This window comes from Streptomyces endophytica (assembly GCF_026153355.1).
Taxonomy (GTDB): Bacteria; Actinomycetota; Actinomycetes; order Streptomycetales; family Streptomycetaceae; genus Streptomyces; species Streptomyces endophytica.
The window spans coordinates 4,628,097-4,645,846 of record NZ_CP110636.1 but is presented as its reverse complement, the minus strand read 5'-3'; the positions used below and the strand labels follow the sequence as shown (position 1 = coordinate 4,645,846).

At 72.7% G+C, this 17,750-nt stretch carries 17 protein-coding genes, 7 tRNA genes and 2 pseudogenes; 11 read left to right on the top strand and 15 right to left on the bottom strand.

Going from position 1 to position 17,750, the window contains the following annotated elements; genetic code table 11:
* Positions 1–9: 9 nt before the first annotated feature.
* Positions 10–651 carry a potassium channel family protein gene (locus OJ254_RS20830; RefSeq protein WP_265363530.1) on the top strand — a complete coding sequence of 214 codons (642 nt, stop codon included), beginning with the start codon at positions 10–12 and terminating at the stop codon, positions 649–651.
* A gap of 54 nt (positions 652–705) precedes the next feature.
* Here the strand turns inward: OJ254_RS20830 and thrS are convergent, their stop codons facing one another.
* From thrS to OJ254_RS20815, 3 genes are all read right to left on the bottom strand, one after another.
* A complete protein-coding gene (gene thrS / locus OJ254_RS20825; protein ID WP_265363529.1) occupies positions 706–2,688 on the bottom strand; it encodes a threonine--tRNA ligase in 1,983 nt (660 codons plus the stop codon).
* A 112-nt stretch (positions 2,689–2,800) separates the two neighbouring features.
* Entirely contained in the window at positions 2,801–3,979 is a 1,179-nt protein-coding gene (locus OJ254_RS20820; protein ID WP_265363528.1) for a hypothetical protein, read from the bottom strand.
* Complete coding sequence (locus tag OJ254_RS20815; RefSeq protein ID WP_265363527.1) at positions 3,979–4,566, bottom strand: DUF4365 domain-containing protein; 588 nt, start codon at positions 4,564–4,566, stop codon at positions 3,979–3,981. The genes OJ254_RS20820 and OJ254_RS20815 overlap by 1 nt, the downstream gene beginning before the upstream one ends.
* A 209-nt stretch (positions 4,567–4,775) precedes the next feature.
* Between OJ254_RS20815 and OJ254_RS20810 the strand changes: the two genes are divergently transcribed.
* The gene (locus tag OJ254_RS20810; protein ID WP_265365246.1) at positions 4,776–5,501 is read left to right on the top strand and encodes an exonuclease domain-containing protein; all 726 of its coding nucleotides are present in this window, start codon (positions 4,776–4,778) and stop codon (positions 5,499–5,501) included.
* A gap of 219 nt (positions 5,502–5,720) precedes the next feature.
* Here OJ254_RS20810 and OJ254_RS20805 read toward each other — a convergent pair.
* The 4 genes from OJ254_RS20805 to OJ254_RS20790 all read right to left on the bottom strand — a co-directional run bounded on the left by OJ254_RS20805 (position 5,721) and on the right by OJ254_RS20790 (position 7,034).
* Positions 5,721–5,792 (bottom strand) — tRNA-Val (locus OJ254_RS20805).
* Positions 5,793–5,864: 72 nt separating this feature from the next.
* On the bottom strand, positions 5,865–6,326 hold the full coding sequence (locus OJ254_RS20800; RefSeq protein WP_265363526.1) for an SRPBCC family protein: 462 nt from the start codon (positions 6,324–6,326) through the stop codon (positions 5,865–5,867).
* Between the two features lie 150 nt (positions 6,327–6,476).
* Positions 6,477–6,548, bottom strand: a tRNA-Val gene (locus OJ254_RS20795).
* A gap of 54 nt (positions 6,549–6,602) precedes the next feature.
* Positions 6,603–7,034, bottom strand: coding sequence for a TIGR02611 family protein (locus OJ254_RS20790; RefSeq protein ID WP_265363525.1), 432 nt, complete (start codon positions 7,032–7,034; stop codon positions 6,603–6,605).
* Between the two features lie 189 nt (positions 7,035–7,223).
* On the opposite strand from OJ254_RS20790, the gene OJ254_RS20785 reads away from it, so the two are divergent.
* Both OJ254_RS20785 and OJ254_RS20780 read left to right on the top strand, forming a co-directional pair.
* Positions 7,224–7,637 carry an SsgA family sporulation/cell division regulator gene (locus OJ254_RS20785; RefSeq protein ID WP_003959770.1) on the top strand — a complete coding sequence of 138 codons (414 nt, stop codon included), beginning with the start codon at positions 7,224–7,226 and terminating at the stop codon, positions 7,635–7,637.
* 229 nt (positions 7,638–7,866) lie between these two features.
* A complete protein-coding gene (locus tag OJ254_RS20780) occupies positions 7,867–8,433 on the top strand; it encodes a CGNR zinc finger domain-containing protein (RefSeq protein ID WP_265363524.1) in 567 nt (188 codons plus the stop codon).
* Between the two features lie 60 nt (positions 8,434–8,493).
* Here the strand turns inward: OJ254_RS20780 and OJ254_RS20775 are convergent, their stop codons facing one another.
* The gene (locus tag OJ254_RS20775; RefSeq protein ID WP_199812568.1) at positions 8,494–8,649 is read right to left on the bottom strand and encodes a hypothetical protein; all 156 of its coding nucleotides are present in this window, start codon (positions 8,647–8,649) and stop codon (positions 8,494–8,496) included.
* A 68-nt stretch (positions 8,650–8,717) separates the two neighbouring features.
* The gene (locus OJ254_RS20770) at positions 8,718–9,176 is read right to left on the bottom strand and encodes a hypothetical protein (protein ID WP_265363523.1); all 459 of its coding nucleotides are present in this window, start codon (positions 9,174–9,176) and stop codon (positions 8,718–8,720) included.
* A 253-nt stretch (positions 9,177–9,429) separates the two neighbouring features.
* Between OJ254_RS20770 and OJ254_RS20765 the strand changes: the two genes are divergently transcribed.
* Positions 9,430–9,906 carry a DsbA family protein gene (locus tag OJ254_RS20765; RefSeq protein WP_341483635.1) on the top strand — a complete coding sequence of 159 codons (477 nt, stop codon included), beginning with the start codon at positions 9,430–9,432 and terminating at the stop codon, positions 9,904–9,906.
* 64 nt (positions 9,907–9,970) lie between these two features.
* Here OJ254_RS20765 and OJ254_RS20760 read toward each other — a convergent pair whose 3' ends face one another.
* Genes OJ254_RS20760 through OJ254_RS20750 form a run of 3 tightly spaced genes read right to left on the bottom strand, consistent with a single transcriptional unit; the run spans position 9,971 to position 12,730 of the window.
* The gene (locus OJ254_RS20760; protein WP_265363522.1) at positions 9,971–10,801 is read right to left on the bottom strand and encodes a GNAT family N-acetyltransferase; all 831 of its coding nucleotides are present in this window, start codon (positions 10,799–10,801) and stop codon (positions 9,971–9,973) included.
* Positions 10,802–10,859: 58 nt separating this feature from the next.
* The gene (locus tag OJ254_RS20755) at positions 10,860–11,684 is read right to left on the bottom strand and encodes an aminotransferase class IV (RefSeq protein ID WP_265363521.1); all 825 of its coding nucleotides are present in this window, start codon (positions 11,682–11,684) and stop codon (positions 10,860–10,862) included.
* Positions 11,681–12,730 (bottom strand): chorismate-binding protein, encoded by a 1,050-nt coding sequence (locus OJ254_RS20750; RefSeq protein ID WP_265365244.1) that lies wholly within the window; start codon positions 12,728–12,730, stop codon positions 11,681–11,683. Before OJ254_RS20750 ends, OJ254_RS20755 begins: the two co-directional genes overlap by 4 nt.
* Before the next feature lie 195 nt (positions 12,731–12,925).
* Here OJ254_RS20750 and OJ254_RS20745 point away from each other — a divergent pair.
* From OJ254_RS20745 to OJ254_RS20725, 5 genes are all read left to right on the top strand, one after another.
* Positions 12,926–12,998 (top strand) — tRNA-Gly (locus tag OJ254_RS20745).
* 35 nt (positions 12,999–13,033) lie between these two features.
* Positions 13,034–13,107, top strand: a tRNA-Cys gene (locus tag OJ254_RS20740).
* A 1-nt stretch (position 13,108) separates the two neighbouring features.
* Positions 13,109–13,180: transfer RNA gene (locus OJ254_RS20735), tRNA-Val, on the top strand.
* A gap of 25 nt (positions 13,181–13,205) precedes the next feature.
* Positions 13,206–13,277: transfer RNA gene (locus OJ254_RS20730), tRNA-Val, on the top strand.
* 34 nt (positions 13,278–13,311) lie between these two features.
* Positions 13,312–13,383 (top strand) — tRNA-Val (locus OJ254_RS20725).
* A gap of 123 nt (positions 13,384–13,506) precedes the next feature.
* Here OJ254_RS20725 and OJ254_RS20720 read toward each other — a convergent pair.
* The 3 genes and pseudogenes from OJ254_RS20720 to OJ254_RS20710 form a co-directional block, all read right to left on the bottom strand.
* Positions 13,507–13,784 (bottom strand): annotated as a pseudogene (locus OJ254_RS20720) (TFIIB-type zinc ribbon-containing protein).
* A gap of 73 nt (positions 13,785–13,857) precedes the next feature.
* Positions 13,858–14,950 (bottom strand): annotated as a pseudogene (locus tag OJ254_RS20715) (phosphotransferase family protein).
* Between the two features lie 383 nt (positions 14,951–15,333).
* Positions 15,334–15,543, bottom strand: a complete 210-nt coding sequence (locus OJ254_RS20710; RefSeq protein WP_261952521.1) for a hypothetical protein — start codon at positions 15,541–15,543, stop codon at positions 15,334–15,336.
* Between the two features lie 607 nt (positions 15,544–16,150).
* Between OJ254_RS20710 and OJ254_RS20705 the strand changes: the two genes are divergently transcribed.
* Positions 16,151–17,593: a serine/threonine-protein kinase gene (locus OJ254_RS20705; protein WP_265363520.1), complete on the top strand. Its 1,443-nt coding sequence runs from the start codon at positions 16,151–16,153 to the stop codon at positions 17,591–17,593.
* The last annotated feature ends 157 nt before the right edge of the window (positions 17,594–17,750 follow it).

Here is a 17,750-nt window from a genome sequence, read left to right as displayed (position 1 = left end):
GCTGGGCCGGTGGACAGGGAACAGCGGCGACGGGACTGGGAGCGCGCCTCCGAGCCGTACCTGCTCGCCGCCTCACTGCTCTTCCTGGCCTCCTACGCGGTCCAGGTGCTGGTCCCCGGCCTCTCCCCCGGCTGGCACGCCTTCTGGTCCCTGGTCAGCTTCGTCACCTGGGGCCTCTTCGTCGCCGAGTACCTGGCCCGGCTGGTGTTCAGCGACGACCGGAAGCGGTTCGTCCGCACCCGCTGGCTGGACCTCCTCGTGATCGTACTGCCGCTGCTCCGGCCGTTGCGGCTGATCGAGACGCACGACCGGATGCAGCGCCGCCGGGCCCACCCCCGGCTCGCCCTGGAAGCCCGCGTGATGGCCTACACCGGCCTGGCCGCCCTGCTGCTCGGCTTCGCCGCCAGCCTCGCCGTCTACCACGACGAGCGGTACGCGCCGGGCAGCACCGTCCGCACCTTCGGCGACGCGGTGTGGTGGGCGTGCTCGACCCTGACCACGACCGGTTACGGCGACGTCACCCCGATCACCCCCCGCGGCCGGGTCACCGGCGCCGTCCTGATGGTGCTCGGCGTCGCCCTGGTCGGCGCGGTCGTCGGCTCCTTCTCCTCCTGGCTGCTGCGCCGCTTCCGCCAGGAGGGCGAGACGTGAGAGGGCCCCGGGGAGCGGCTGCTCTTCCGGGGCCCTTCGGTCACGCAACGGGCGTCACACCTGGACGCGGCGCTCCACCACGTCCAGCAGCTTGGCGATCGCCTGGTCGCGCGGAATGCCGTTCTCCTGCGACCCGTCGCGGTAGCGGAACGAGACCGCACCGTGCTCCATGTCCTCGTCGCCCGCGAGGATCATGAACGGCACCTTGGCCTTCTGCGCGTTCCTGATCTTCTTCTGCATCCGGTCCGAGGACGAGTCCACCTCGACCCGCAGCCCCTTGGCCTTCGCCTGCGCGGCGAACTCCTCCAGATACGGCACGTGCGCGTCACCGATCGGGATGCAGGTCGCCTGCACCGGGGCCAGCCACGCCGGGAAGGCACCCGCGTAGTGCTCCAGCAGGACCGCGAAGAAACGCTCGATCGAGCCGAAGAGGGCACGGTGGATCATGACGGGCTGCTGCTTCGAGCCGTCCGCCGCGGTGTACTCCAGGCCGAAGCGGGCGGGCTGCTGGAAGTCGACCTGGATGGTCGACATCTGCCAGGACCTGCCGATGGCGTCCTTCGCCTGCACCGAGATCTTCGGGCCGTAGAAGGCGGCGCCGCCCGGGTCCGGCACCAGCGGGAGACCCTGCTTCTCGGCCGCCTCGCGCAGCGCCTCGGTGGCCTCCTCCCACTCCGCGTCCTCGCCGATGAACTTGTCGGACTCCGGGTCGCGGGTGGAGAGCTCCAGCTCGAAGTCGGTCAGGCCGTAGTCACGCAGCAGGTCGAGGACGAAGGTGAGCAGGCTGTCCAGCTCGTCCGCCATCTGCTCCTTGGTGCAGTAGATGTGCGAGTCGTCCTGGGTGAAGCCGCGCGCCCGGGTCAGGCCGTGCACGACGCCGGACTTCTCGTAGCGGTAGACCGTGCCGAACTCGAAGAGCCGCAGCGGCAGTTCGCGGTACGACCGGCCGCGGGCCTTGAAGATCAGGTTGTGCATGGGGCAGTTCATCGCCTTGAGGCGGTAGTTCTGCCCGTCGAACTCCAGGGGCGGGAACATCGCCTCGCCGTAGTTCGGCAGGTGCCCCGAGGTCTCGAAGAGGGCTTCCTTGGTGATGTGCGGGGTGTTCACGAACTCGTAGTCCGACAGCTCGTGCCGCTTGCGGGAGTAGTCCTCCATCACCCGGCGCACCACGCCGCCCTTGGGGTGGAAGACGGCGAGGCCGGAGCCCAGCTCCTCCGGGATGGAGAACAGGTCCAGCTCGGCGCCGAGCTTGCGGTGGTCGCGCTTCTCGGCCTCGGCGAGGAACTCCAGGTACGCCTTGAGCTCGTCCTTGGTCGGCCAGGCGGTGCCGTAGATCCGCTGGAGCTGCGGGTTCTTCTCGCTGCCGCGCCAGTACGCGGCGGCCGAGCGCATCAGCTTGAACGCCGGGATGGCGCGGGTGCTGGGCAGGTGCGGACCGCGGCAGAGGTCCTTCCAGCACAGCTCGCCGGTCTTCCCGTCGAGGTTGTCGTAGATGGTCAGCTGGCCGGCGCCGACCTCGGCGGAGGCACCCTCGGCGGCGTCCGCGGCGGAGCCCTTCAGGCCGATCAGTTCGAGCTTGTACGGCTCGTCGGCCAGCTCCTCGCGGGCGGCCTCGTCGCTGACCGCGCGGCGCGCGAACTTCTGCCCGCGCTTCTGGATCTCCTGCATCTTCTTCTCGATGCGCTTGAGATCGTCCGGGTGGAACGGGGTCTCGACGTCGAAGTCGTAGTAGAAGCCGTCCTTGATCGGCGGGCCGATGCCGAGCTTCGCCTCCGGGAACAGCTCCTGCACGGCCTGCGCCATCACGTGCGCGGTGGAGTGCCGCAGGATGTTCAGACCGTCCTCGGAGGTGATCTCGACCGGCTCGACCTCGTCGCCGTCGGCGACCTCGTACGCCAGGTCCTTCAGCTCCCCGGCGACCCGTGCGGCGACGACGCTGCGCTCACCCTGGAAGAGGTCGGCGGCCGTAGTGCCCGTGGTCACCACGCGTTCTTCCCGCTCGGAATCGCGTTGGACGGTCACACGGACGTCTGACACCGGTCTCTCCTGACTCATGTCTCTTTCGCGTCAGCGATTGCTGCGCAGCCGAATCGTACCGAGCCGCCCCACCCGACCGCGAAACGGATTCCGGTGGCCGGGCCCCGGGCGGTCAGTCGTCGGCGCCGCACGCCTCCTCGAAGAAGTCGAGATTCTCCTGGAGCGACTTCAGCAGCCGGTCCCGCTCCGCCTCGTCGACCTGGACCGGCGTGACGTCCCGGCCCCCGGTGATCCGGCGGAAGCCGCCCCGGCTCTCCAGTCTGCCGCTGACCCGGATCGGCAGCCCCACGAGGTGGGCGTGGCCCGCGATCCGGTAGTCCTCCTCCCCCAGCGCGACCCGTACCTGGACGACGTCGGCCCCGGTCAGCACCCGCAGCCGGACCGTGCCGGGGCCGCCGGGCCGCTCCCGGCGCAGCCGTACGACCGCGCCGGTCACCCGTACCGGCAGGGAGGGCTCGTCGCGGACGTAGCGCCGGGCGGCCTGTTCCAGCGCCGGGAGATCGCCGGGCGAGAACTCGACCGGTTCGGGGCGGGCCGGGCAGCCGGCCGGCGGACCGGCCGCCGGTGACCACTCGACCGCGATCCGCACCCCCTCCGCGTCCCGGACGAGGGCGATCAGCGCCTGGACCAGCTCATGGCAGACGCCCAGCTCGACGGCCGCGTCGTAGGCCTCCATGCCGCCGGTGGCGCGCTGGTAGTCGGTGGCGTCCCGGGCGGCGTGCAGGGACCGCTGCAGCCCGGCGACCGCCGCGCGCCCGCCGCCGGCCGGGACGAAGGCGGTCAGGTGCCGGCCGGCGGTCGCGGGCCCGACCAGGACCTCGCCCAGGAACCCCTCGGCCTGCCGCTTGTGCCGGGCGCCGTAGTAGCCGGCCCGGCCGTACGTCCCCAGCGCCCCGGCGACCAGCATCGCGCGGGCCGCGCCGCGCAGCTGCTCCTGGGCGACCCAGCGCGCGGCGCCCGAGCCGCCGTCGGGGATCTCGCGCTGCCAGCTGACCTCGTCGCTGGGCACCGCCAGTCCGGTCAGCACCTCGCGGGCGGAGGGCGCGGCGGACCGCGAGAGCGCCGCCAGGGCCTCGGCGAGCAGCTCCGCGCTGTCGGGGAAGCGGCGGTCGTGCGGGACCAGCAGGCTGGTGCCGCCGAGGCCGCCGGGCGGGGTCCAGCGGGCGTAGTGGCCGGCGGCCCCGCCCCGGCGGCGCCAGCCGTGCCGGGCCAGCAGCGCGCTGAGGACGGCGGGGTCGAGCCGCGCGGGATCCAGCGGCCGCGCATCGGGTTCGTCGATCGGCCGGTACATCAGGGTCTCCCTCCCGCCCCGACCCGGGTCATGATTTCGCAGAGCGCGCGGTCGTCGAAGATCCGCGTGGTCGGGATCCGCACAGTGGTCCTGCGCCGGCCGGTCACCGGATGACCGGCCAGGTTGATCCAGTAGCAGCAGTGGCGCAGTTCGAGCCGGTCGTGGGAGGCCCGCAGCCACTCCTCCTGGGTCCGCGGGACGAGCATCACGACGAGGATCTTGTGCACCGACACGGGCGTGCGGGCCAGCTTCACCAGGTGGTCGTTGTCGAGGGTGAAGGCGAAGGTCGGGCCGGGCGGGCGCGGGGCGGTCTGGTAGGTGCATTTGAGCTGCACCTTGATGGTGACCTCGTCGTCGACGGTGTGGCCGGGGGCGCCGTGGCTGACGTGCCAGTCGATGCCGTTGTCCGGGAAGGGCTGGGCCAGCGAGCAGCCGGCGGCGGCCGCGACCGCGTGCAGATAGCCCACCTGGAGCGTCTCCATGCAGGCGGTCGTCGCGAGTCCGCCGCGCTGCGGTGTCGTGGCGGGCGGGGGGTACCTCCCGCTTGCGGGGGACAGCCCGCCCGGTTCGGGCTGCGCGATGGTCATCGCGGCGTGCCTTCCGGGCTCGGTGGGTGCGCGGAGATGAATGCGTCGGAATGACGGGGAACCGGCGGATCGCGCGGCCCGTCCCTGTGGTTGTCTCCGCGTCAAGTGGTCCGCAAACAAGGACGGTTCGACCACCCGTGCGCTCGGGTATCACCTGCTCGGGTGGCATTGCGCCACCATCCCCTCTACGAGCGCGAGGAGTTGGGATGATGCCGTGCTGGTATGACGGCCCGCTTGCCGCCTTCGACACCGAGACGACGGGGATCGACGTGGAGCGGGACCGCATCGTCTCCGCCGCGCTGGTGGTCCAGGAGACCCCGCGTTCGGCACCCCGTATCACCCGCTGGCTGGTCAACCCCGGCGTCGAGATACCGGAAGCCGCCATCGCGGTGCACGGTCTCACCGCCGACCACCTCGCCCTGCACGGTCGCTGGCCGGCCCCGGTGGTGGAGGAGGTGGCGCGGGCCCTGGCCGCCCAGTCGGTGGCCGGCCGCCCGCTGGTGGTGATGAACGCCCCGTTCGATCTCACCCTGCTGGACCGCGAGTTGAAGCGGCACCGCGCCAGCTCGCTGGACGCGTATCTGGGCGGCCATCCGCTGCGCGTGCTGGATCCGCGGGTGCTGGACAAGCACCTTGACCGCTATCGCAAGGGCCGCCGCACACTCACCGACCTGTGCGCGCAGTACGAGGTCGAGCTGACCGAGGCACACGACGCGGCCGCGGACGCCCTGGCCGCGCTGCGCGTGGTCCGCGCACTGGGGCACCGGTTCACGGACCGCCTGGGGACCCTGCACCCGGCGGAACTGCACACCCGGCAGGCGATCTGGTACGCGGCCCAGGCCCGTGGACTGCAGGCGTGGTTCGCACGCAGCGGCAGTACGGAATCGGTGGATCCGCACTGGCCGCTGCGTCCGGAACTCCCCGCCGCGGCCTGATTCGGCATCAGGAATTCCGCACGCCGCCCGGCCGGCAACCCGCCGGCCGCCGGAGAAAGAAACAGGCGGAATTCCGTTTCCGGTTCGCTTCTCGCGACGTCGGAACACCCCGGCAACGGAACTCCGCCCGCACGGAACTCCCCACTACCGAACTCCGCCTCCGCACCACTCAACAAAAAGAACCGGACCACCTTTTGGTGGCCCGGTTCTTGATCCGGGTGGGCGATACTGGGTTCGAACCAGTGACCTCTTCGGTGTGAACGAAGCGCTCTCCCACTGAGCTAATCGCCCGGGTGTCCGGCGCGGTTTCCCTCGCGAACGACCTGAACAATACAGGCCGCGCGGGCGTTCCATCAAATTTCCTCAGGCCCGGGCCAGCCAGCGGGCCAGCCCGCGCCGCCCGGCCCGCATCATCAGGGCGTGATTGGCGCGGAACAGCGGCCGCGCCAGCAGCCCGGCCCGCCGCATCAGCGGTTTGCAGACCTCGACGTCCTGCTCGAAGACGACGCGGGTGCCCCCGGCGCCGGGCACCACGGTCCAGCGCGCCCAGCCGGCCAGATCGCCGCGCATCGAGATCTCCAGGACCCCGGAGCCCGGGTCCCGCACCCGCTCGGCGGCCACCACCCTGAGGTCGTACGGGAGCAGGGAGCGGAAGCGGGCGGTCCCGCTCCGGTCGTCGATCCGGGTCACCTCGCGCACCTGCGGCCACCACTGCGGGTAGCTCTCGGCGCGCTCCAGGACGGCGTAGACGACGGTCGGCGGAGCCTCGAGCTGCCAGACGCTGCGGAAGCGGTAGCGGTGCAGCCGGCGGTACCAGTCGGGCATGATCCCAGTGTGCGCCCCATGGGACGGCGGGCGCCCAACAACGGCGACGGCCCGGGGACTTGGGGCTCCGCCGGGCCGCCCCGCACCCGGCAAACGCAAAAGGGGCGGCGCGACCCGCACTTTCTGCGAGTCCCGCCGCCCCCTGTGACGTGGGCGATACTGGGTTCGAACCAGTGACCTCTTCGGTGTGAACGAAGCGCTCTCCCACTGAGCTAATCGCCCGGGCGCAGGCCCAACATTACCCCACGTCGGCGGGCACTTGTGACCACGTTCCGGTCACTCGGCGACGTTCCAGGGCAGCACGAGGCCGACCTTCCACGCGTAGACCGCGACACCGGCCGCGATGATCGTCACGCCGACGGCGGTCAGGATGATGTTGCGGCGCCGCACCTTGGGATCGAGCGCCTTCTGGGCCGCTTCGGTGACCTTGCGCTTGGTCCAGCGCAGGACGAGCTGGGCCCAGACGAATTCGGTCGCCCAGATCGCCATGCCGGCGAAGATCACCAGCCAGCCGGGGCCCGGCAGCGGGAGCATGATCACTCCGCCGGCGACCACCGCGAGGCCGACCGCGAAGACGCCGACCTGCCAGCTCAGGTGCAGCGGCCGGGAGCGCTTGATGAAATGCGGCGCTCGCGAGCCGAGCGGCTGCTCGGGCGACACGGTCTCCTCCTCGACTACCCCCGACCCCCCGTTACTCAGCGTATTCATACCGTCAAACTTACCGGACGGGAGGGGTCCGCGGAATTACCGACGGGGACGATCTCGCAATCCGCCGTAAGAGGTACCTGAAGCCACCCAAAACCGTCAGAGGGGTTTACAACGGCACCGTAGGTGGCATGTCGATTTCGCCGACGTGCGAATCCCCGAGCGCACACTGAGCGAAAGGCCCTGGCGCTTATGAACACCACGGTCAGCTGCGAGCTGCACCTGCGCCTCGTTGTGTCGAGCGAGTCCTCACTGCCTGTACCCGCGGGCCTGCGGTATGACACGGCCGATCCCTACGCCGTACATGCCACCTTCCACACCGGAGCCGAGGAGACCGTCGAGTGGGTGTTCGCCCGCGACCTCCTCGCCGAGGGCCTGCACCGGCCCACAGGCACCGGAGACGTCCGCGTATGGCCGTCCCGGAGCCACGGGCAGGGCGTGGTCTGCATCGCCCTGAGCTCCCCGGAAGGCGAGGCCCTGCTCGAAGCCCCCGCGCGGGCTCTCGAGTCGTTCCTCAAAAGGACGGATGCCGCCGTGCCGCCCGGTACGGAGCACCGGCATTTCGATCTCGACACGGAGTTGTCCCACATCCTCGCGGAGAGCTGAGACGCAGCACAGTTACCGAAAGCACCCATCCGCTCACGCTTGCGCCCGTCCGACTCGGGGAGACGGCGCAGGACCGACAAGTTCATACGGCAGAGTTCGGCGTCGTCGCCGCGGAGCCACCGCGGGAGACGGCGCCGCAGCTTGTCCCAGGCGCTAGAGTCGGCGACCATTCGGCCACGACACCCGGGGGCGGTACCCGTCCGGCCCCACCCTGCCAGGGAGCGGAACCGTGATGATCACCCATGACACCCGGTGCGCGCTGGACGCGGTCGTCGATCTGCTCAACACCGCGCCGGAGGGCGAGGCGCCCGGCGCGCCGGACACCCTGACCGCCGTGACGGCCGTCGAGGACTTCGCCCGCCGCAACAACTTCAGCGACGTGAGCCCGCTCGGGCCCGACGATCTGGCGGCGGTACGCAGGGTGCGCGGGCGGTTCGCCGAGGTCTTCGCCGCCGAGGACGACCGCACCGCGGCCGCGCGGCTCAACGCGCTGGTCGCCTCGGCGGGCACCACCCCGCAGCTGACCGACCACGACGGCTACGACTGGCACGTGCACTACTTCGCGCCGGGCGCCTCCGTGGCCGACCGGATGGCCGCGGACGGCGGAATGGCGCTCGCCTTCCTCGTGGTGGCCGGTGAGCGCGAGCGGCTGCGGCGCTGCGAGGCACCGGACTGCCGGCACGCCTTCGTCGACCTCTCCCGCAACCGTTCGCGGCGCTACTGCGACAGCCGCACCTGCGGCAACCGGCTGCACGTCGCCGCCTACCGCGCGCGGCGCCGGGAGGCCGCGGGCTGACGGCCGGCGCGGACCGGCCGACGGCACCTGCGGCCGGCGCGGGCGGGCCGTACGCCGGCCTCACAGGATGAAGAGGTCGTGTACGGCGCCGAGGAGGAGCAGGCAGCCGATGACGGCGAGGAAGAGCATCAGCGGCGGCTGGGACAGCGCGAACAGGCAGCCGCGGGGTTCGGGGGACGGGGCGTCGTCTTGGGCGAGGGCGCACTCATCGTTCATCTCGCGCGCATCATGGCGCACATGATCTTCCGAGTGCGCCCAAATGGCGCCTCAGCAGCGGGAGTTCATCAGATCCCGTGCTTTTTCAGGATCGCTTCGATGTCCGAGAAGTCATCCTTGGGAGCGCTGGTGGCCTGCGGGGCCTTCCCCTTGCCGGCCGGCCGGTCCGCCGTACGCCCCGCGCCGAGGGACGGTATGGACGCGCTCGGAGCCACCGCGTCGGGCGTGGCACCCCCGGCCGCCTTGCGGTCCTTGCGGGCGCCGATCCCGCCCCGGCGGCGCTCCACGGTCCGGCTGATCATGAAGAGCAGGAACGAGAGCGCGAGCAGGCCGAAGCCCGCCCAGACCGTGGGCTTGAAGACGATGTTGGTGACCCAGTCGATGACGCCGGTCATCACCAGGCCGATCGGGATCAGGGAAAAGGCGGCGATGCGGGTCGCGGCGAGGAATCGCTTGCGGTACGCCGTCAGCGCGGCGATGCCCAGGCCCGCTGCCGACACCGCGGCACAGACGGTCGAGGTGAGCATCCGGTCCTCCTGCCGGTGAAAGGGCGAGCAGTGCCTCTGCTCCCCTCCATCCTGCCCTGTCCGGGCCTGCCCGGGCCATGTTCCGGCACCGGCTTCAGGGTCTTCTCCGGGTCACCCTCATCCCCAGGTCCGGGTTCGGCCACCAGGGGGCGGGCTGGGAGACTGGACCCATGAACGACGCCACCACCCCCGCTCCTGCCCTCCCCCAAGCTCTCGGCTTCGCTCAAGCAGGGGGTACCCCATCGTCCTCGACGTGTGGTGTGAGCTGCAGTGCCCGGACTGCCACGCCGCGCTGGCGGACCTGCGGGCGCTGCGCGAGCGCTACGGCGACCGGCTGGACATCCGGCTGCGCCACTTCCCGCTGGCGAAGCACAAGCACGCCTACGCCGCGGCCCAGGCCGCCGAGGAGGCGCTGGCGCAGGGGCAGGGCTGGCCGTACGTCGAGGCGGTGCTGGCGCGCACCGAGGAGCTCGCGGCGCGCGGCGAGAAGCTGCTGCTGGAGGTCGCCGGTGAGCTGGGGCTGGACACCGAGGAGCTGGACACCGCGCTGATCGACGGGCGGCACCTGCTGATCGTCGACGCCGACGAGGCCGAGGGGAAGGCGATCGGCGTGACCGGCACCCCGACGTATGTGATCGCCGGGGAGCGGCTGGACGGCGGCAAGAGCCAGGAGGGGCTGCGCGCCCGGATCGAGGAGATCGCCGACCGGCTGCTGGCCGACCAGGGTTGAGCCGGCCAGGATTGAGCCGGCCGGGGCCGCGCCGCCCCGGGGTGCCGTGGGGCGGTCGGCCGCCCTACAGGATGGGCTTCCACAGCAGGTACCCGGTGGGCCGGTATCCCAGCGACTCGTAGAGCCCGAGGGCCGGCGCGTTGCCCGCGTAGACGTTGAGGCCGAGGGTGGTGCGGCCGGCCGCGAGGCTCTCGCGCTCGGCGATCAGCATCAGCGTGCGGCCGTGGCCCCGCCCGCGGTGGGCGGGGTCCACCTGCACGTCGACGACGTAGCCGCCCGGCTGCTCCGGCATCCGCAGGGCGAGCCAGAGGTGCCCGACGTCGGCGCCGTCGTGGGACAGGACCCGCAGGACCTGGTCGGGGGTCTGCGCCCCGTCCGGCAGCAGGGCGCGGTGGCCCTTGACCGCGAGGTCCTCGGCGCGGGCCCGGGACATCCCCTGGCCGGTCTGGGTACGGATGTGCTCGGTGAGCGCGGCGTCCCGCCAGGCCGGGTACTCCGCCTCGCCCAGCGGCCGGTCGGTGACGTCCGCGGGCAGCCGCGGCGGCGCGTCGAGGGGTTTGCCCAGGGTGCGGCTGCGCTCGGTGTAGCCCAGGGCCGCCGCGAGCCGCAGCGCGGCCTCCGCCTCGGCCGGGACGGTCACCTCGATCTGGCGGCAGCCCCAGCCGCGCAGCACCTCCTCGGCGGCGAGCGCGGCGACCGTGGCCCGGCCGCGGTGCCGGTCCGGCGGGTCGATGGCCAGGTAGGTGATCCGGCCGGCGGTCGGCCCGAAACGGGCGTCGGTCGACAGCCGGACCGTACCGACCCGCCGGCTGTTGACGCAGACGTCGTACGGGCGGGCCCGGGTGCCGTCGTCGTGGTGTTCCTCGGGTCCCGCGGGGCGCAGCGTAGTGGTCACGGGGACTTTCTACTCGCCCCTGAGCGGGCCCGTCATCACCCCGTACGGGGTCCGGTCCTCACCGCGGGTCGATGTCGGCGGCGGACTGCTCGTCGAAGATCCGCATGGCCGCGGCGGTCACCGGGCCCGGCCCGTCGGACAGTTGGCGGCCGTCGATCCGGGTCACGGCCTGCACGTCGCGGAGGGTGGACGTCAGGAAGATCTCCTCGGCCCGCTCCAGGACGTCCAGCGGCAGATCGGTCTCCTTGGCGCCGGCCCAGGAGACGGTCAGGGCGCGGGTGATGCCCGCCAGGCAGCCGGAGGCGAGCGGCGGGGTGTGGAGTTCGCCGTCCAGGACCACGAAGACGTTGGAGCCGGTGCCTTCGCAGAGCGCGCCGACGGTGTTGGCGAACAGCGCCTCGGTGGCGTCCTGTTCGCGGGCCCGGGCCAGGGCGACGACGTTCTCGCCGTACGAGGTGGTCTTCAGGCCGGCCAGCGCACCGCGTTCGTTACGGGTCCAGGGGACGGTGACGGCGGCGGTGGTGTCGGGGCGGCGGGTGGTCGCGGAGAGCGCGACGACCAGCGTGGGGCCGGCGTCGCCACGGTCCGAGCCGAGCGGGGACTCGCCGCCGGTGTAGGTGATCCGCAGCCGGCCCAGCGGCATCGGGTTGGCGTCGAGCACCGCCTCGCAGCCGCGCCGCACCTCGTCGAGGTCGGGGGCGGGCAGGCCGAGTCCGCGGGCGGAGGTGGCGAGGCGCTCCAGATGGCGGGTGAGGGCGAAGGCGCGTCCGTGGTCCGCCTTGACGGTCTCGAAGACGCCGTCGCCGACCGTCAGCCCGTGGTCGAAGACCGAGACGCGGGCGTCCTCGGCGTTCCGCAGTGACCCGTCCAGCCAGATCCTCATCGCTCTCCTCCGCTCGGCTCGTTGCGTCCCGACGCTACCGCGAGCAGTCGGCTCGCCTTCAGTTCGGTCTCCGCCCATTCCCGCTCGGGGTCGGAGTCCCAGATGATCCCGGCCCCGGCGCCGAAACGGAGGACCGGTCCGTCGGCGGGGGTGCGGTCGATCCAGAAGGTCCGGATGCCGACCGCGAGCTCGCCGGTGCGGCGGTCGGCGTCGACCCAGCCGATGCCGCCGCAGTACGGGCCGCGGGGAGCGGTCTCCAGTTCGTCGATGATCCGCAGGGCGCTGGACTTGGGGGCGCCGGTGACCGAGCCGGGCGGGAAGGTGGCGTCCAGCAGGTCGGCCCAGGCGCTCTTCTCGTTGGCGACGTCCAGTTCACCGCGCACCGTGGAGACGAGGTGCACCAGGCCGGGGTGCTCCTCGACCGCGCAGAGTGCCGGGACGGTGACGGTTCCGGTGGCGCAGACCCGGCCGAGGTCGTTGCGGACCAGGTCCACGATCATCACGTTCTCCGCCCGGTCCTTGTCCGAGAGGTCCGCGGCGGTCCGGCCGGTGCCCTTGATCGGACCGGACCACACGGCGCGGTCGTCCCGCCGCAGATAGAGCTCCGGGGAGGCGCTGGCGATCTCCACGCCGTGGCCAGGCAGCCGGATCGTGCCGGCGTACGGGGCGGGGTTGCCGCGGGCCAGCACCGCGGACAGCGCGTCGACGTCGGCCCGGTCCGGGTCGGGCAGCGGCGCGCTCAGCACGCGGCAGAGGTTGACCTGGTAGACGTCGCCGGCCGCGATGTGTTCCCGGACCCGCCGTACGCCGCGGACGTAGGCGTCGCGGTCCAGGGAGCTGACCCAGGCGTCGCGCGCGGGGCCGTGCCAGGTGCCGGGGGCGGGGGTGTCGGCCGGGTTTGCGGGGCGTACGTCGGCGAAGCGGGCGCAGACCACCTGGCCCTCGAAGTCGGCGGCCACCGCCCACCAGCCCGTCGAGTCGAGGGCCGCGGGATCGCTGGTCACGTCCCGTAGATCGGTGGCTATCAGGCCGCCGAAGCGGGCCATCGGAGCGAAGTCGTGCACGTCAGCGAGTCTATGGCGGGGGCCCGGGCGCGCCTGTGCCGGGCGAGCAGCGCAGCACGCTGCACAAACGCGTTTTTGTACTGGCCCCGGAATCCGCTAGAGTTCAACACGTCGCCGGGACGCGGAAGCGCCCCGGAGGCCCGGTAGCTTCCCGGACGTAGTCTGGGAGAGACACCTGCGGACGTAGCTCAGTTGGTAGAGCACCACCTTGCCAAGGTGGATGTCGCGAGTTCGAGTCTCGTCGTCCGCTCGATGTGGGGGATCTTCCCGAACCCCCTCACTCCTGGTGGAGTGGCCGAGAGGCGAGGCAACGGCCTGCAAAGCCGTCTACACGGGTTCAAATCCCGTCTCCACCTCCAAGGACGATTAGCTCAGCGGGAGAGCGCTTCCCTGACACGGAAGAGGTCACTGGTTCAATCCCAGTATCGTCCACTGGTCCGGCTCCGGCCGGACCCCCGCGCGATTAGCTCAGCGGGAGAGCGCTTCCCTGACACGGAAGAGGTCACTGGTTCAATCCCAGTATCGCGCACGCAATCATGGGTCTACGTGATCCATGGTCCCGAGGACGATTAGCTCAGCGGGAGAGCGCTTCCCTGACACGGAAGAGGTCACTGGTTCAATCCCAGTATCGTCCACACCCAGCCCGAGGGCCGGAGCGATTCGCTCCGGCCCTCGGCTTTTGTGCTGTGCCATGCCGGTCACGGGCTCCGGCCCGGCCGGCCGGCTGTGGCCGTGCCGGCCGGGCCGGGTGCGACGGTTCAGGACGAGAACAGCATGTGGCCGAGGCCCGGTGATGACCGTGGTGCCCATGGTGACCGTGGTGGCCGTGATGCGGGGCGCCCCAGGCGGGAGCCGCGGGGTACGCCTGCGGGGCGGGCGGCGGCGGGGCCTGCTGGACCCACTGCGACTCCAGGCGGGTCAGCGCCTCCAGCTCCCCGAAGTCGAGGAAGATCCCCCGGCAGCCGGCGCACTGCTCGATCTGGACACCGTTGCGGTTGTACGTATGCATCGGTGCATGGCACTTGGGGCACTGCATCGTCGGCTCAACTCCTGTCGTTCGCTGCCGCTCAGCGCGGCGCCACCGGAACGGCCTTCCGGTGGCGTGGGGTTCAGCGTACGACGGGCCCGTCGGGTGCCAACTGCTGCGGCAGGGACGCCATCCGGGCGCAGGCGTCGATGACCGCGGTCGCAGCCTCGTCCAGCGCCCGCTCCCCGGTGACGGCCTTGGCGACGGCGAGCGCGGCGGTCTGCACGGTCAGGGCGCGGGCGGGGACCTCCAGCTCGGGCCAGGGGTCGCCGTCGGGGCGCAGCGCCGGCCCGCCGGCCGCGCGGTAGGCGGTCAGGAAGCGCGTCCAGACGTCGGGAGCGAGCAGACCGGTGGCGAACCAGGCGGCGGGACGGGCCAGGTCCCAGGTTCCGTCGCCGAGGCCGAGGTCGTCGACGTCGATCAGGAGCCAGCGGCCGTCGGTCGCCGGGTGGCGGACCAGCTGGCCGAGGTGGAGGTCGCCGTGGCAGAGGGACGCCGCACGCGGGGGCGGGGCCTCGCCCGGGCCCAGGGCGGCAGCCCGCACCAGGCCCGTTCGACGGCCGCGGCGGCCGCGCGCAGGGATCCGGGGACGGCATCCTTCGGCCCGTCGGCCACTGCCGCGCGCAGCCGGGTCAGGGCACGGGCGGCCTTCGCGGGGCCGCGCATCGGCGGGACCGGGCCGGGGAGTTGGCGCGGATCGACGGAGTGCAGGCGGGCCAGCAGGCGGGCGGCGTCCTCCCAGGGCACCGCGGCGGGGTCGTCGGGCGCGACCGGGGTGCCGTACGGCCAGCGGGTGAGCGCCCGGCCCTCGTCGGTGAGGACGAGGAAGCCGCCGGGGCGGTGAGCGGGAGCGGGGGCAGCAGGATCCCGTGCAGGAGGGGGTGCGCGGCGATCCGGAGGCGGGCGGCGAGGTCGTGCGGGTCGGCGTCGGGGGCGTGCGCCTTGGCGACCGTACGACCGCTGCGGACGACCGTGCCGTCGGGGCGGTCGGCGAGGACCTGGGGGTGGTCGGCGGGTGGGTGGGGGTGACCTGGGGACGCGGACGCGTGGGGGTGATCGGCAGGCGGCTCGGGGTGGGTGGTGAGCGGCTCGGGGGCCGGCGGGGCGGGTGGGGGGCCGTCGGGGCCGGGGGATGCGGCGAAGGCGGCCAGGCGGACGGCCAGCGGCGTGGGCATGGCTCTCCTCCCCTCCCCCTGGCCTGCGTCGGTGTGGGGCCTTGCCTGGGCGGGCCCGAAGGGGATCGTACGCGGCGGGGGCGGGCGGGGAGTCGGGCCGGCGGGCGTCTGCGGGAAGGGGCGCGGGCGGGGGCATCAGGCGGGTATGCGCGGGGGCATCAGGCGGTCATGCGTACGCGGCGAGGGGGCGAGGCGGCGGGGGCGCGCGTACGCGGTGGGGCGCTCGGGGGAGCCGCGGTTCGGTGGGTGGGCGTGGAAGCTCGACGGCCGGGCATCTCCCCAGATGCCCGGCCGCTCGTGCCGTCCGCCGCACCCCCGTCCCCACGGGGTATTTCAGCCGGAGGTCCCCGTCCCGGGCCGCTCTCCCGGGCCTGGGGTGCCGCTCAGCGCCCCAGCATTCCGGCCACGGACGACGCCTGTGTCATGACGGCTTCCCAGCCGCCGAAGACCACGGCGAGCAGGATCGCCAACGGCAGCACCATGGCCACCGCGACGAGGGGATGGCGGGTGCCCGAGGACTGGTGGCCGCCGAGCGCCGCGGCGGCCTTGCGCCCCTGCGCCCGAAGGGCCGTCCGTCCTGAGGTCCGATCCATCGTCCGCTCCCGTCGTCTCTGGAGCGGCGGGCGTCTGACCTCGGGGGACGAGTGCTGCGCCCGCCGCTTGATGACAACACTAGGCACGCGACGCAGGCCAGGCGTCATGCCGTCGTACCTATTGGGCGGCCTCCAGGAGGATGACGGGGCCGGGCGTCACGTACTCCCCTGGGTGGAGAAGACCCCTGAGGGCCCCGGGACATCCCCCAGGGGTGGCCACCGCGCCGCAGGTCGGAGCGGCCCGCAGGCGTGACCTCGGTCACGTCGGCGGCTCTCCCGCGCCCCGCCGTCCGGCAGCCGCCGGCCGCCGCGTACGCCGGCGCCGTCCGCCGCCGGGAGCAACATCCGGCATCCCCGGCATTCTCCCTCGATCACCTTTCATCGCGTCAATCCCCTTATGTGACGCATCATTGAGTACGCGGGCGGAAAACCCCGGCCGCCGCACGCCCCCTTGCCCCTTCCGCACTCCGAGGATCGCACCCGCCACCGACAATCCGGTTGCCGACGCATGCGCGGCCTCTCAGCACAGCGAGCCGTCAATCCGTAAGCTGTGCCACGTCAGACGGTTGGCAGCGGAGGGGCCTCCCACCGCAGGTAGGGGACGGACATGGCGATGATGCGGCTCCGACGCGAGGACCCGCGTGTCGTCGGGACGTTCCGGTTGCACCGCCGGCTCGGCGCGGGCGGGATGGGCGTGGTCTACCTCGGCTCGGACAAGCGCGGTCAGCGGGTGGCGCTGAAGGTGATCCGGCCGGACCTGGCGGAGGATCAGGAGTTCCGCTCGCGGTTCGCCCGCGAGGTCTCCGCCGCCCGCCGGATCCGCGGCGGCTGTACGGCGCGGCTGGTCGCGGCCGATCTGGACGCGGACCGCCCGTGGTTCGCCACCCAGTACGTCCCCGGCCCGTCGCTGCACGACAAGGTCAACGAGGAGGGGCCGCTCTCCCCCGCGCAGGTCGCGTCCGTCGGTGCGGCGCTGTCCGAGGGGCTGCTGGCCGTCCACGACGCGGGTGTCGTGCACCGCGACCTGAAGCCGTCCAACATCCTGCTGTCGCCCAAGGGCCCGCGCATCATCGACTTCGGCATCGCCTGGGCGACCGGCGCCAGCACGCTCACCCATGTCGGTACGGCCGTCGGGTCGCCGGGCTTCCTGGCGCCGGAACAGGTCCGCGGGGCCGCGGTGACCCCGGCCACCGACATCTTCGCGCTGGGCGCCACGCTGGCGTACGCCTGCACCGCGGACTCCCCGTTCGGGCAAGGCAGTTCGGAGGTCATGCTCTACCGGGTGGTACACGAGGAGGCGCAGCTCGCCGGGGTGCCGGACGCGCTGGCGCCGCTGCTCGCGTCGTGCCTGGCCAAGGATCCGGCGGACCGGCCCAGCACGTTGTCGCTGTCGTTGCGGCTCAAGGAGATCGCGGCCCGTGAGGCGCACGGTCTGTCGGGCGGGTTGTCCGGGGGGCCGTCGGGAGGGCTTCTGCACAACGGGTCCGGCAGCGGGGCCGGATGGGGCCGGGCGGAGCGCCGTCCGTCGGACCGGCCGACCGGGCAGCGGGCCGAGGAGTACGCGCGCCAGCGCACCGAGCGGCGGACGGCGGGCGGCTCCGCGCCGCGCCCGCACACGTCGCGTCCGCCGGCACCGCGGGACGGGGCCGGTGGACGGCCGGGCGGGCCGGCTTCCGGTGCGGGCACGGGTGCAGGTACCGGTGCGGGCACCGGCGCGAGGAAGAATCCGCGTACTGCGGGGCGGAATGCCCGACGTGGTCCGGCGGCGCGGCCGACGGGGCGAAACGGTTCGCGCACCCCGGTCCGTACGAACTCGGGCGGACGCCGGCCCGGACCGGACCGCCGGCTGCTGCGCCAGCGGGTCATCGTGTTCGTCGTGGTGACGCTGCTGGTCGCGCTGGGGATCGCGGCGGCGCAGGGCTGCCAGGGGCCGACCCGGGGGATGGGAGCCGACGCCATGGAACGACTGGCTCCGCTTGCTCCGGCCGGCAGTCCGGCCGCTACGCGTGAAGGTCCGGCGGACCGGGGCGGGGACACGTACGCGCGGTAGGCGGGCGCGTGGGAGGGGGCGGGCCTTAGGGGGTAGGGGAACGGATCCCCTAAGGGGCGCGAGCGCCCCTCGGGGCCGACAACGTGGCGGGGCTGGGCGGTATTCCGGGGAGGGGAAGCGAGTAGTTGCGGGGAGGGGAACGACGTGATTCCCGGGA

What these genes read in the sequence shown, in the direction of transcription:
- OJ254_RS20790 (WP_265363525.1), bottom strand. Translation starts at nt 7,034, where the DNA reads ATGAATACGCTGAGTAACGGGGGGTCGGGGGTAGTCGAGGAGGAGACC.
- OJ254_RS20810 (WP_265365246.1), top strand. Translation starts at nt 4,776, where the DNA reads ATGCCGTGCTGGTATGACGGCCCGCTTGCCGCCTTCGACACCGAGACG.
- OJ254_RS20705 (WP_265363520.1), top strand. Translation starts at nt 16,151, where the DNA reads ATGGCGATGATGCGGCTCCGACGCGAGGACCCGCGTGTCGTCGGGACG.
- OJ254_RS20770 (WP_265363523.1), bottom strand. Translation starts at nt 9,176, where the DNA reads ATGCTCACCTCGACCGTCTGTGCCGCGGTGTCGGCAGCGGGCCTGGGC.
- OJ254_RS20815 (WP_265363527.1), bottom strand. Translation starts at nt 4,566, where the DNA reads ATGACCATCGCGCAGCCCGAACCGGGCGGGCTGTCCCCCGCAAGCGGG.
- OJ254_RS20750 (WP_265365244.1), bottom strand. Translation starts at nt 12,730, where the DNA reads ATGGCCCGCTTCGGCGGCCTGATAGCCACCGATCTACGGGACGTGACC.
- OJ254_RS20710 (WP_261952521.1), bottom strand. Translation starts at nt 15,543, where the DNA reads ATGGATCGGACCTCAGGACGGACGGCCCTTCGGGCGCAGGGGCGCAAG.
- OJ254_RS20785 (WP_003959770.1), top strand. Translation starts at nt 7,224, where the DNA reads ATGAACACCACGGTCAGCTGCGAGCTGCACCTGCGCCTCGTTGTGTCG.
- OJ254_RS20775 (WP_199812568.1), bottom strand. Translation starts at nt 8,649, where the DNA reads ATGAACGATGAGTGCGCCCTCGCCCAAGACGACGCCCCGTCCCCCGAA.
- OJ254_RS20800 (WP_265363526.1), bottom strand. Translation starts at nt 6,326, where the DNA reads ATGCCCGACTGGTACCGCCGGCTGCACCGCTACCGCTTCCGCAGCGTC.
- OJ254_RS20820 (WP_265363528.1), bottom strand. Translation starts at nt 3,979, where the DNA reads ATGTACCGGCCGATCGACGAACCCGATGCGCGGCCGCTGGATCCCGCG.
- OJ254_RS20755 (WP_265363521.1), bottom strand. Translation starts at nt 11,684, where the DNA reads ATGAGGATCTGGCTGGACGGGTCACTGCGGAACGCCGAGGACGCCCGC.